This window comes from Rothia sp. ZJ932 (assembly GCF_016924835.1).
GTDB lineage: Bacteria > Actinomycetota > Actinomycetes > Actinomycetales > Micrococcaceae > Rothia.
This window is the reverse complement of record NZ_CP070480.1, coordinates 1,315,551-1,327,317: the sequence shown is the minus strand read 5'-3', so window position 1 is coordinate 1,327,317 and position 11,767 is coordinate 1,315,551. Positions and strand designations below refer to the sequence as shown.

The 11,767-nt window shown below is 54.9% G+C and carries 13 protein-coding genes and 2 tRNA genes; 14 read left to right on the top strand and 1 reads right to left on the bottom strand.

All coding sequences use genetic code 11. The features are described from left to right. Nucleotides 1-46: 46 nt before the first annotated feature. The 4 genes from ribH (at nt 47) to hisF (ending at nt 2,671) form a co-directional block, all read left to right on the top strand. Nucleotides 47-520 carry a 6,7-dimethyl-8-ribityllumazine synthase gene (gene ribH / locus JR346_RS06125; RefSeq protein WP_205481964.1) on the top strand — a complete coding sequence of 158 codons (474 nt, stop codon included), beginning with the start codon at nt 47-49 and terminating at the stop codon, nt 518-520. A gap of 156 nt (nt 521-676) precedes the next feature. Beyond that, the gene (locus JR346_RS06120; protein WP_204876184.1) at nt 677-940 is read left to right on the top strand and encodes a phosphoribosyl-ATP diphosphatase; all 264 of its coding nucleotides are present in this window, start codon (nt 677-679) and stop codon (nt 938-940) included. Between the two features lie 18 nt (nt 941-958). After that, nucleotides 959-1,804 carry an ATP phosphoribosyltransferase gene (gene hisG, locus JR346_RS06115; RefSeq protein ID WP_204876182.1) on the top strand — a complete coding sequence of 282 codons (846 nt, stop codon included), beginning with the start codon at nt 959-961 and terminating at the stop codon, nt 1,802-1,804. 105 nt (nt 1,805-1,909) lie between these two features. Beyond that, nucleotides 1,910-2,671, top strand: a complete 762-nt coding sequence (hisF, locus tag JR346_RS06110; RefSeq protein WP_205481963.1) for an imidazole glycerol phosphate synthase subunit HisF — start codon at nt 1,910-1,912, stop codon at nt 2,669-2,671. 78 nt (nt 2,672-2,749) lie between these two features. On the opposite strand, the gene JR346_RS06105 is transcribed toward hisF, so the two are convergent. Beyond that, on the bottom strand, nt 2,750-3,409 hold the full coding sequence (locus JR346_RS06105; protein ID WP_204876178.1) for a TIGR03085 family metal-binding protein: 660 nt from the start codon (nt 3,407-3,409) through the stop codon (nt 2,750-2,752). 138 nt (nt 3,410-3,547) lie between these two features. On the opposite strand from JR346_RS06105, the gene hisI reads away from it, so the two are divergent. The 10 genes from hisI (at nt 3,548) to JR346_RS06060 (ending at nt 11,641) form a co-directional block, all read left to right on the top strand. Next, nucleotides 3,548-3,940 (top strand): phosphoribosyl-AMP cyclohydrolase, encoded by a 393-nt coding sequence (gene hisI, locus JR346_RS06100; protein WP_205481962.1) that lies wholly within the window; start codon nt 3,548-3,550, stop codon nt 3,938-3,940. Nucleotides 3,941-4,051: 111 nt separating this feature from the next. After that, a complete protein-coding gene (locus JR346_RS06095) occupies nt 4,052-5,614 on the top strand; it encodes an anthranilate synthase component I (protein WP_205481961.1) in 1,563 nt (520 codons plus the stop codon). 3 nt (nt 5,615-5,617) lie between these two features. Next, a complete protein-coding gene (locus tag JR346_RS06090) occupies nt 5,618-6,229 on the top strand; it encodes a Trp biosynthesis-associated membrane protein (protein WP_205481960.1) in 612 nt (203 codons plus the stop codon). Between the two features lie 120 nt (nt 6,230-6,349). Further along, a complete protein-coding gene (locus JR346_RS06085; RefSeq protein ID WP_205481959.1) occupies nt 6,350-6,616 on the top strand; it encodes an HGxxPAAW family protein in 267 nt (88 codons plus the stop codon). A gap of 130 nt (nt 6,617-6,746) precedes the next feature. Beyond that, entirely contained in the window at nt 6,747-7,571 is an 825-nt protein-coding gene (gene trpC / locus JR346_RS10380; RefSeq protein WP_240333888.1) for an indole-3-glycerol phosphate synthase TrpC, read from the top strand. A gap of 51 nt (nt 7,572-7,622) precedes the next feature. After that, nucleotides 7,623-8,948 (top strand): tryptophan synthase subunit beta, encoded by a 1,326-nt coding sequence (gene trpB / locus JR346_RS10375; protein WP_240333887.1) that lies wholly within the window; start codon nt 7,623-7,625, stop codon nt 8,946-8,948. Continuing rightward, a complete protein-coding gene (gene trpA / locus JR346_RS06075; RefSeq protein WP_205481958.1) occupies nt 8,948-9,799 on the top strand; it encodes a tryptophan synthase subunit alpha in 852 nt (283 codons plus the stop codon). The genes trpB and trpA overlap by 1 nt, the downstream gene beginning before the upstream one ends. After that, nucleotides 9,796-10,677, top strand: coding sequence for a prolipoprotein diacylglyceryl transferase (lgt, locus tag JR346_RS06070; protein ID WP_205481957.1), 882 nt, complete (start codon nt 9,796-9,798; stop codon nt 10,675-10,677). The genes trpA and lgt overlap by 4 nt, the downstream gene beginning before the upstream one ends. Nucleotides 10,678-11,452: 775 nt before the next feature. Then, a tRNA-Gly gene (locus JR346_RS06065) sits at nt 11,453-11,523 on the top strand. Nucleotides 11,524-11,555: 32 nt separating this feature from the next. Further along, a tRNA-Leu gene (locus tag JR346_RS06060) sits at nt 11,556-11,641 on the top strand. Nucleotides 11,642-11,767: the final 126 nt, after the last annotated feature.

Below are 11,767 nucleotides of genomic sequence, written 5' to 3'. Positions count from 1 at the left end.
ATTGCCCCACCCAAGGGGCACACGAGAGAAGAAAAGAGATATAACAATGAGTGGTGCTGGAGCTCCTCAGACGAAGCTGAAACCCGAAGAAACTAAAGACTTGCGTGTTGCTGTTATTGCTGCCAGCTGGCACACCGAGATCATGGACGGTCTGCTTGATGGCGCCCACCGTGCCGCCCGCGAAGCGGGGATTGAGCCCACTATTGTGCGCGTTCCGGGTACTTTTGAGCTGCCCGTCGCAGCTGCTACTGCCGCCCCCAAATATGATGCTGTGGTGGCGCTCGGTGTGGTTATTCGTGGTGGCACCCCGCACTTTGAGTATGTGTGTGAAGCGGCAACTATGGGGCTGACTAATGTAGCCGTTGAATCGAAAACTCCGGTTGGTTTTGGTGTGCTCACCTGCGACACCGAAAAGCAGGGACTAGACAGGGCTGGGCTGGAAGGCTCCAGCGAAGATAAGGGTTTTGAAGCGATGGCAGCGGCTCTTGAAACGGTAGTGGCACTGCGCGCTATCAACTAAGCCCACAGTAATTTTTCGGTAGGGGCGGTGTCGGTGAGAGAACCGCATCGCCCCATCACATAGAAGCACACTGCTGAGCTGGCGCAGTTTCTCCAAAAGGTGGAAACATTGCGTCACAGCTTCATTCTTTACTATCACTCACGCTAGGGTTATCTTGTGAAAACTTTCGATGCGCTCTTTGCTGAACTAGCCCACAAAGCTGAAACCCGCCCCGAAGGCTCAGGCACTGTTGCTGAGCTTGATTCTGGTGTACACGGTATCGGCAAAAAAATCGTTGAAGAAGCTGCCGAGGTATGGATGGCAGCGGAATTTCAATCGAATGAGGAATTTGCCGAAGAGGCCTCCCAACTGATTTACCATTTGCAGGTCATGATGATCGCCAAGGGGCTGACTCCCGAAGATATCTACAAATACCTGTAAATCACCCGAGGACTTTTTATGTTGCGAATTGCTGTGCCTAACAAGGGAGCGCTCTCAGAAGCTGCTACCACCATGCTCAAAGAAGCAGGTTACCTTCAGCGTCGAGACAGCCGTGAGCTGGTACTGACCGATGCTGAAAACAATGTTGAATTTTTCTATCTGCGTCCGCGCGATATCGCTGTTTATGTGGGTAAGGGTACTCTTGACGTGGGTATCACCGGTAGGGATCTTCTGCTTGATTCTGAAGCACCGGCTGGTGAAGAGCTGGGGCTAGATTTTGCCCGTTCGACCTTCCGTTTTGCCGGCCCTGCCGGGGCGTTCACCGATGTTGAGCAGTTGGAGGGCAAGCGCATCGCTACCTCTTATTCCAAGCTGGTCGAAAACTACCTGGCAGAAAAGGGCATCAATGCTACGGTGACCCGCCTTGATGGTGCTATTGAATCTTCTATTCGACTAGGCGTTGCTGACGCCATTGCTGATGTTGTTGAAACCGGTAACACCATGCGCGCCGCTGGTCTTGAGCCCTTTGGCGAAGCTGTGATGCATTCTGAGGCTCTGCTCATTAAGCGTGAAGGCGTAGAAGATACAGATGCGCTCGATAAGTTGCGTCGCCGCCTGCAAGGTGTTCTGATCGCCCGCCAGTACGTGCTGGTGGACTACGACATCTCCGAGGACCTTCTACCGGCTGCCACTGAACTAACCCCCGGCCTTGAAGCTCCTACGGTTTCACCGCTGGACCGTGAAGGCTGGGTAGCGGTGCGCTCCATGGTCAAACGCAAGCAGGTCAACCGCGTCATGGATGACCTCTACGAGGTGGGCGCTCGCGCTATCTTGGTTTCGCCCATTCAGGCTGCTCGCCTGTAAGGCACATAAAAATTTTTTCAACGTGCCCGCCCCGCTTTTTGTGTGCGGGGCGGGCTTTTCATCTATAGGGTGCTGTGCACCGGGTTTGTGAAAGAGAGGGCAACGGTGGGTGTTGCTATTCGAGTGATTCCGTGTTTGGACGTTGATGCTGGACGCGTGGTGAAGGGCGTGAACTTTGAGGGTCTGCGGGACGCTGGCGACCCGGTGGAGCTGGGCAAACGCTACAACGCTGAGGGCGCTGATGAGCTAACGTTTCTGGATGTCACCGCTTCAACTGCTGACCGTGCCACTACCTTCGAGGTGGTGGGTAAAACCGCTGAGACTGTTTTTATTCCGCTGACGGTGGGCGGCGGCGTCCGTACCCCTGAGGACGTTGATCGTTTGTTGCGCACCGGCGCTGATAAGGCGTCTATCAATACAGCTGCTATTGCTCGGCCCGAGGTAATTAATGAGATTGTGGAGCGCTTTGGCTCTCAGGTTTTGGTGCTTTCCGTTGATGCGAAACGATCGGAGACCACAGCTTCAGGTTTTGAGGTGACCACCCACGGTGGTAAAAAATCAACCGGATTGGACGCGCTGGATTGGGTACGTGAAGCGTCGGAACGCGGGGTGGGGGAGATTCTGCTGAACTCTATTGACGCTGATGGCACTAAGGCAGGGTTTGATCTTGAGATGATTCGCGCGGTGCGGGCTGTGACGAATGTTCCGCTCATCGCCTCAGGCGGTGCGGGGGCACCTGAGCATTTCCCACCGGCTGTGGAGGCTGGCGCAGATGCTGTACTCGCCGCGTCCATTTTCCACTTTGGTGAAGTCAGTATCGGTGAGGTCAAGGACGCGCTACATCAGGCGGGGCATGAGGTTCGCTAGCTAGAGATAACGCCTCGGCGTCCACATAAAAATACTGCGTACGGGCAATAACTTTCGCCTGTACGCGGTGCTTTTGCGTTAGCTGATTTCTACGACTGCCTGCTCACGTCCGAAAAGGTGCAAGGCGATTTCACCGGGTGCTCCAGTAATCGTTGTAGCAGAACCGTTCTTAGGTTTAATAACGGTTACGGGGGAGCGACCGGGAGCCTTGATGGTCAGGCCACCTGCATACTTTTTAGCGCCCATCAGACGCGCGCCCTTGGTCAGCATCTGCCACATCTTGCTCTCCACCTCAGGGGCTAGCTCTCGCGGCTGCCAGGTCTCTTCGGCGCGGCGAACGTCCTCGGTATGCACAAAATACTCCAACAGGTTCATCGCGCAGTCCGCCTTCGGGTTGCGGGTACGCACATGCAAAGGTCCGTGCAACTTCGCGAACTCAAACAAAGCCGTGTCGTAAGCACCGGCTCTGGTGAGCTTATCGGCGTATTCGTTCGTTTTTTCTTCGGTACGCTGACCCAACGGGCCGCCCATGACACCCGCAGCAACAAGAGGCTTAGATTCACGTAGTACCAGATGCGCAATCAGGTGACGAGTCTGCCACCCCTCACACAAGGTTGAGGCATGCGGACCCGCCCCACGCAAATACTCAATGAGGTTCAACCGCTCCGACGCAATAATTTCGGCGTCATTCATCGGAACATTAGGGCTTGGGGTAACTGAGGGCGTAGGAATAGTCATACTCCATTTTCCCACTCTTATCCCGCCACTGCCAGCTTCAGTGGCGCGTCCGCCCCATAAATATGTCAGCAGAATACCTCCCGCTCACGTAGCGCTTGCTTCAGCACGACTTTCTATAAGCGCGTACAATTGCCTGTGATGAGTACCGAAACCCTTTTTGCCACTGACACTTCTTTGGCGCCAGAACTAACCCAGCGTCTCAAGCGAGATGAACACGGTCTATTTGCTGCCATCATTCAGCAGTACGACACTAAAGATGTGCTGATGCTGGGCTGGATGAACGATGAGGCTCTGCGCCGCACCTTGCGTGAAGGACGCGTGACGTTCTGGTCGCGGTCGCGCCAAGAGTTTTGGCGTAAGGGCGATACCAGCGGTCATTTTCAGTACGTTAAGCAGGTCAGTATCGACTGTGATGGGGACGCGCTACTGCTCAGTGTAGATCAGGTGGGTGTCGCCTGCCACACCGGAACCACCGCATGCTTTGAGGCTGGCGGGCAGCTAGAAACCGCTGTGGGTGAACGGCCTGTATAACCATGTGCAGTGGTAATTTACCGCTTTGACACCGGCGCTTTCGTAAGCCGGGTTTTGACGCAATGTCAGTTTGACCAAGTAGTTGTATTTTTAGATTCTGGTGAGGTTTCTATGCAGTTTGATGAGTTGATTTCTCCTTCACTAGAGGAGTTTCGCGCCCTAGCTAAAGACCGTCGTGTGATCCCGGTGCGTATGAAGGTTGTAGCGGACGCTCTGACCCCCATCGGTTTGTACCGGGTGCTGGCTACCGAAGGCGGCAGTGCGCTGCCTGGCACCTTCTTGCTGGAATCCGCGCATGAGGGTGGCAGATGGGATCGCTACTCTTTTGTGGGTGCGCGTTCAAAATCAACGCTGACCACTAAAGACGGAGAGATTTTCTGGCAGGGCATCACCCCCAATGGTGTGCCGGTCGATGGCGACCCTGTGCAGGCAATTGCTCAAACTCTTGAGATGCTTCACACCGAACCTCTGGAGAGTCTGCCGCCGCTGACGAGCGGTTTGGTGGGCTATATGGGGTGGGACGTGGTGCGCCACTGGGAGAAGCTGCCCAATCCGCCAGCTGATGATATGAATTTGCCAGAATTTGCCCTGAACCTGGTAACTGACATGGCTATTCATGACAGCACGGACGGCTCGGTGCTACTGGTCGCTAACGCCATTAACTTCAACGGCACCGATGAAAATGTCGATGAAGCCTATGCTGATGCGCTGGTACGCCTTGAAGCGATGGCAGCTAAGGTAGCTACACCAGCGGCTGCATCCGGAGTCTCTGTTCTTACAGATTCTCGTGACATCGAAGCGGCTTTAGCTCAGGACGTGGTGCATACCTGGGCTGAGCAGGGCTTCTTGGATGCTATCGATAAATCCAAGAAGAACATTATTGACGGTGATGTTTTCCAGATTGTTATCTCGCGTCGTTTTGAAATTGAAAATAAGGCGAGCGCTCTTGACGTTTATCGCCGCCTGCGCCAGCTGAACCCTTCGCCGTACATGTATCTCTTCAACTTTGAAGATACCGAGGGGCAGCCTTTCCAGATTGTGGGTTCATCACCTGAAGCTCTGGTGACTTTGCGCGACGGCGTGGCATCAACCCACCCGATTGCCGGGTCGCGTCCGCGCGGGGCGACCCCAGCAGAGGATGTCGCTCTGGCGCAGGAGCTGCTGGCTGATGAGAAGGAGCGTTCTGAGCACCTGATGCTCATTGACCTGGCGCGTAATGACCTTTCGCGTATTGCTGTGCCCGGTACGGTTGAGGTGACTCAGTTTATGGAGATTGAGCGGTTCAGCCACATTATGCATATCTCGTCGACGGTCAACGCTCAGCTTGATGAGAAGTTCAGTGCCTACGATGTGCTGCGTGTAGCTTTCCCCGCGGGCACTCTCTCAGGTGCGCCCAAACCGCGCGCTATGCAGCTTTTGGATGAGTATGAGCCTACCCGCCGCGGTGTATACGGCGGTGTTTGCGGCTACTTTGATTTTGCCGGCAACATGGATATGGCGATCGCCATTCGTACTGCCGTTCTCAAAAATGAGAAAGCCTATGTTCAAGCAGGTGCAGGCATCGTTATGGATTCTGTGCCAGCCTCTGAGGCGCTAGAAACCGTTAACAAATCGGCTGCGCCCCTGCGTGCGGTCATTTCTGCTTCAACCCTCACCGCCCTGGAAGGCAAATAAGCTATGCACTCAGCCCGTTTAACCGCAGTGGGTCAGCCCCAGCCTGCCCCCTGGAAGTCAGCCGGGCGTCTCATGCTGCTTGCCCTTTTATCGGGCGCAGCAGCTTTTGCATCCACACTGCCCACCTGGGTGTACGCTGAGGTCAGTGACGTTTTGCAGAACGCTTCGGTTGCTGTACCGGGGTCGGACGCCGCGCCGGGTGTTAGCGCTCTGGCACTGGTCGTTTTGGCGGCGACCGTTGCTTTGCGCCTCGCCCCGCAGAAGGTTCGCTACTTTATCGTTGCGGTCATGGTAGCTGCCGGTGCGGGGATGATCTTCTCGGTTGCTTCAGTTCTGACTGATCCGGCAAGTGCCGCTCAGGCTACGATTGGCTCGCAAACAGGAGTCATCGGCATGGACGCCCAATACTCACTCACCATCTGGCCCTGGGCGTCCTTGATAGCGTCAGCGTGCGTCATTGCCAGTGCCGCAGCGATGGGCGCAGCCTCCCGCTCATGGGTCAAAAATAAGAGCAAATACGATAAAACCCAGCGTTTTGAAACTCAAGAAGATTTCGATGAGATTGATACTTGGGATGCTCTCACCCACAATTTTGATCCCACTGATCGCCGCTAGCTACTGCAAAAACTTGGGTAACATACCCCTTCAAGGTTTTACGGTGTACGCTCTCACCCACTAGAATGAGGGCTAAGTACGTAAAGCGCACACACGCTTCACACATTCAAGGAGAATTTTATGTCTGAACAGCAGGTACGTCTGGTTCCCGGTGTTGTTCCCAATAACCACGGCAATACCGTTGCCTCCTGGGTTCTGGTTGCCCTCATGACCGTTGGCATGATCGTCGGCGCTGTAGGTTTTAGCCTGGCTAACCTTCCCCTGCTGGTTATCGGTGTTGCGCTGATGGTTATCGGTGCGGTTGCTGGTTTTGCGCTCAAGAAAGCCGGTCACGGTCAGGGCGGTGCCAAGACCATCGAGCGCGCAAAAGCTAAGGGTCACCACTAAAATATCGCACCGGTTAACTCTAAATTTTTTAGAGCACTGAGGTGTTAGGGTAAGCGTCTTGTACTGGTTTTCAGTCGGGGCGCTTATCTTTTTAGGTTGTTAGACAGCTAGGGAATAAGGGCACAATATAGTGGCTACTGTACTTGAAGAAATTATTATGGGAGTTCGCGAGGACCTCGCCGCGCGTCAGCAGACGGTAACTCTTGAGCAGCTGAAAGCTCGCGTCGCCCAGATGCCACCGGCCTTGGACGCGCTCGCGGCTTTGCACGGGGCTGCAAGAGATACCGTGGAGGTCATCTCCGAAGTGAAGCGCTCGTCACCATCGAAGGGCGCTCTGGCTGATATTCCTGAGCCTGCAGAACTTGCCGCCAAATATGAAGCTGGGGGAGCAGCGGCTATCTCAGTGCTGACCGAAGAGCGCCGCTTCAAGGGGTCTCTGGCTGACCTTGATGCTGTACGCGCGGCAGTGAATATTCCTGTGCTGCGCAAAGATTTTATGGTCGATGAGTACCAGTTCTGGGAGGCACGTGCCCACGGCGCTGACCTAGTGCTGCTTATCGTCGCCGCTCTTGATGATGAAACCCTCAAAAAGTTCTTTGACCTCACCCATGAGCTGGGTATGAATGCTCTGGTCGAAACCCACACCCCCGAAGAAATTGACCGCGCCATTAAGCTCGGCGCGAAAATTGTGGGTGTGAACGTTCGCAACCTTAAAACCCTTGAGGTTGATAATGCTAACTACGCCCGCCTGGCAGCAGCCCTACCCGAAGACGCCATCACCGTTGCGGAATCGGGCGTTGCCTCAGCAGATGATGTCGCAGAGTACGCCAGCCACGGTGCCCAGGCGGTTCTCGTCGGTGAAGCACTCGTGAAATCAGGTGACCCCACCCAATCACTGCAAGAGTTCAGAGCCACAGGCAAGGTAGCACGCGCGTCCTACCTTACCGGGCGCTAAATAACTTTCAGACTTATACAAACAGCAAACACTAACGAAAAGAGGCAGGCTATGAGTGAAAACCTAGCTGACACTTTCTTAGGCGAGGGATTCTCGCTGAAAAACGCTCCCGGGCCTTACTTTGGTGAGTACGGTGGGCGCTGGATGCCCGAATCACTCATGAAAGCCATCGACGAACTCGAAGACACCTTTAATAAGGCGAAAGAGGATCCCAGGTTTCTGGACGAGTTCCGCAAACTTTCGCGCGAGTATTCTAACCGCCCCTCACTGCTGACCGAAGTGCCCCGTTTTGCAAGCCATGCGGGCGTGCGTTTCTTCCTCAAACGTGAAGACCTCAACCACACCGGTAGCCACAAAATTAACAACGTGATTGGTCAGGCACTGCTGGCAAAGCGCATGGGTAAAACCCGCCTGATTGCTGAAACCGGTGCTGGTCAGCACGGTGTTGCTACCGCCACAGCAGCCGCCCTGTTCGGCATGGAATGCGTTGTCTACATGGGCGAAGAAGACACCGAACGTCAGGCACTCAACGTTGCACGTATGCAGCTGCTGGGCGCTAAAGTGATTGCTGTTCAGAATGGCTCACGCACCCTCAAAGATGCTATTAACGAAGCCCTGCGCGATTGGGTTGCCAATGTCGATAATACCCACTACCTGCTGGGTACTGCAGCCGGCGCGCATCCTTTCCCTGCTATGGTGCGCTATTTCCACGACGCCATCGGAACAGAGGCGCGTGAGCAGATTCTCGAAGCAACCGGACGCCTGCCCGATGGCATCGCGGCGTGTGTGGGTGGTGGCTCCAACGCTATTGGTATGTTCCACGCTTTCTTGGACGACCACGACGTTAAAATCTACGGCTTTGAAGCGGGCGGCGACGGTATCGACACCGACCGCCACGCAGCAACCATCAGCCTCGGACGTCCTGGTGTACTGCACGGTGCTATGACCTACCTGATGCAGGATGAAGACGGGCAGACCATCGAGTCGCACTCGATTTCAGCGGGTTTGGACTACCCCGGCGTCGGCCCGGAACACTCTTTCCTCTCTGATATCAAGCGTGTCAGCTACCAGCCTGTCACCGATACTGAGGCGATGGACGCGCTACGTCTGCTCTGCCGCACCGAAGGCATTATTCCCGCCATTGAGTCAGCACACGCGCTTGCAGGTGCCCTGCGTGTGGCACGCGAGTGGGTTGCTGAAGACCCCGAGAACGCTGCTGAAAAAGTGATGGTGGTCTGCCTTTCGGGTCGCGGCGATAAAGACATGAGCACTGCACTTGAATGGTTTGGCTTGGGTAAAGCTATTCCCTCTTCAACTCTGCAAACTGGCAACACCGAGGCAGCGGCAGATGCTGCAACCGAAAGCGAGGGCAAATAATGAGCTTTCACGATTTCACCCCTGGTCTGGCAAAGTACTCAGCGGTCGAACGTAAATTCCCCGCGGCAAACCCCGATTCTCGTCTGGCAGCTAAATTAGCTGAGTGTAAGAATGAAGGACGCGCCGCCCTGATTGGCTACCTGCCGGTAGGTTTTCCCACCGTCGATGAATCCATTGCCGCTGCCATTGCCTTGGGCAATAACGGTTGTGACATCATCGAGTTGGGCGTTCCCTACTCAGACCCTGTCATGGATGGTCCCGTGATTCAGCAGGCAACCGCTGACGCCCTGGCTGCGGGCTTCCGACTGGACGATCTCTTCCGCGCTGTTGCTGAGATTACCGCCGCTACCGACGCTGTTGTTGTGGTGATGACCTACTGGAACCCGGTACTGCGCCGTGGCGTCGATCAGTTCGCAACTGAACTAGCAGCAGCCGGTGGTGCGGGCATCATTACCCCTGACCTTGTACCCGATGAGGCAAGTACCTGGCTTGAGGTGTCAGAGAAACACGGTCTTGACCGCATTTTCCTTGCTGCTATTTCATCAAGCACAGAGCGTCTGCACACCGTGGCGCAGGCTTCTAGCGGTTTCGTATACGCTGTGTCAGTCATGGGTGTGACCGGCGCTCGCTCGTCAGTTTCGACTGCCGCCCAGCAGCTGGTTGCTGATATTCGCGAGGCAGGTGCCGATAACGTCTGCGTTGGCTTGGGCGTATCAAAGCGCGAGCATGTAGAAGAGATTAGTGCTTACGCAGACGGTGTGATTGTGGGTACCGCTTTGGTCAAAGCGTTGGCTGAACAGGGTGTAGACGGCGTTGCTACGCTTACCCGAGAATTAGCAGGGCGTGCATGAACGAGGTAATCATCGCGTCTCTACCATCCCCCGATGTTTCGCAGATTCGCCTGGGTCCGCTCACCATTCACTTTTATGCCCTGTGTATTCTCACAGGCATCATCGTGTGCTTGCTGCTGACCTCTCGCCGCTGGAAGTCCTGGGGCTTCAACCCCGATAACGTGTGGGATATCGCCATGTGGGCTATTCCTTTCGGTATCGTGGGGGCGCGCATGTATCACGTGCTAATCACTGACCCAACGACCTATTTCGGCGAGGGAGCTAACCCCCTAGATACCTTCAAAATCTGGGAGGGCGGCATCGGTATTATGGGTGCTATTTCGGTGGGTGCTTTGGGTGCCTACCTTGCCTGCCGCAAATACGGGGTTTCTTTCGCTCGATTTGCGGACGCGGTGGCACCGGGCATCCTGATTGCTCAGGGCATCGGGCGCTGGGGTAACTGGTTCAACCAGGAGCTCTTTGGCAAACCCACCTCGCTGCCGTGGGGGCTTGAGATCGACCCGAACGGTTACACTTTCCCTGATCAGTATGAACCCGGCACCCTGTTTCACCCGACCTTCCTCTACGAGTCAATCTGGAACATCGTTGGTGCCTTGGGCATCATGTGGCTGGCTTATAAGCTGCGCTGGAAGCTGGGGCAGACCTTCTGGGCGTATGTTGCCTACTATAGTTTTGGTCGCCTGATGATTGAGATCTTCTTGCGTATCGATGCCTCCCAGGAGCTCTTTGGTCTGCGTATTCACGTACTGACCTCAGGTGTGCTTTTGCTGTTGGGCGTTATTGGCTTTATCATCGCAGGTCAGCGTGGCCGGCACCGTGCTGACTCCGATGCGCTGACCTCCGATAGGGCGGCAACTGGCTCGGTCTCTGCTCGGTAAAATCTACCGCGCACCCACCGAGCTTGATAGAAAGGTGCCCGGCTCTTAGACCAAGAGTCGGGCACCTTTTTGCCGCCGGTGAGCTGAACCAGGATGCTGATAACAGCCGTTTTATTCCCTGGGCTGTTGGGAATCAAAGGGCTTACCGAAAAGGGGTAACATCATGTCTTGAGTGCGGCATTCATGTTCAAGATCCACCGTGAAATCTCTTTCAGGGTGGGCTTTATGAACTGATATTTGCAAATCTGCCACATAAGCTGAGAGACCAGGTCTTGACCGCACCTCCCTCGTACCCGGCGACCGCGTGAATGTTGCATGGTTCTTCGAGGGTTGGTATAGCTAAATACACCATCGTCGCTGGTACTCAACGGCATCCGCGTCGTCGGCTCGCTGGTAGGTACCCGCCAAGATCTTGCCGAAGCCTTTGATTTTGGTACTCGCGGTCTCGTGATTCCCGTGGTGCAATTGCGCGGCGTTAACGAGGCACCGGAGGTCTTCAAGGAAATGACTGCCGGTACCATTAATGGATGCATGGTCTTGGACTTCACCGCCGAAAACAAGAAATCGCCGGGCATAAAAAGTAGCTGAGTGAAAGAGTCATCAGCAACACATAGGGGAGCAGGACTACCTGATTTTCGCTAGCATTATTGGGGTAATGCGATGAAGACGGTGCAGGTAGTTCCGCTTATTATGGTCGGTGGTGTAGCCCTGATTTGACATGCGGGGTTGAGCTTGGTTTACTAGATGAGTCCCAAGCGGATGAAAACTGAATAGTGGGGATGTAGCTTAATGGTAAAGCCTCAGTCTTCCAAACTGATTACGCGGGTTCGATTCCCGTCATCCCCTCTGCTGGCAAGGTAAAACTTGTTGGTCACCTTGCGCGGGTGGCGGAATAGGCAGACGCGCTAGCTTGAGGTGCTAGTCCTCGTATTAGAGGGTGGGGGTTCAAGTCCCCCCTCGCGCACAAATCAAACCCCGGTTACTGAATCAGTGACCGGGGTTCCTTGTTTTTAAATCTTCCTTCCGCCGAGATCCTGATTTGTTGCTGAAATCCTGTTTTAAAACAGGAACTCGACGATTAATCAGGATC

Coding starts and splice junctions, on each gene's coding strand:
- ribH (WP_205481964.1), top strand. CDS start 47: ATGAGTGGTGCTGGAGCTCCTCAGACGAAGCTGAAACCCGAAGAAACT.
- JR346_RS06090 (WP_205481960.1), top strand. CDS start 5,618: ATGCACTCAGCCCGTTTAACCGCAGTGGGTCAGCCCCAGCCTGCCCCC.
- JR346_RS06085 (WP_205481959.1), top strand. CDS start 6,350: ATGTCTGAACAGCAGGTACGTCTGGTTCCCGGTGTTGTTCCCAATAAC.
- lgt (WP_205481957.1), top strand. CDS start 9,796: ATGAACGAGGTAATCATCGCGTCTCTACCATCCCCCGATGTTTCGCAG.
- hisI (WP_205481962.1), top strand. CDS start 3,548: ATGAGTACCGAAACCCTTTTTGCCACTGACACTTCTTTGGCGCCAGAA.
- JR346_RS06095 (WP_205481961.1), top strand. CDS start 4,052: ATGCAGTTTGATGAGTTGATTTCTCCTTCACTAGAGGAGTTTCGCGCC.
- trpB (WP_240333887.1), top strand. CDS start 7,623: ATGAGTGAAAACCTAGCTGACACTTTCTTAGGCGAGGGATTCTCGCTG.
- JR346_RS06105 (WP_204876178.1), bottom strand. CDS start 3,409: ATGACTATTCCTACGCCCTCAGTTACCCCAAGCCCTAATGTTCCGATG.
- trpA (WP_205481958.1), top strand. CDS start 8,948: ATGAGCTTTCACGATTTCACCCCTGGTCTGGCAAAGTACTCAGCGGTC.
- hisG (WP_204876182.1), top strand. CDS start 959: ATGTTGCGAATTGCTGTGCCTAACAAGGGAGCGCTCTCAGAAGCTGCT.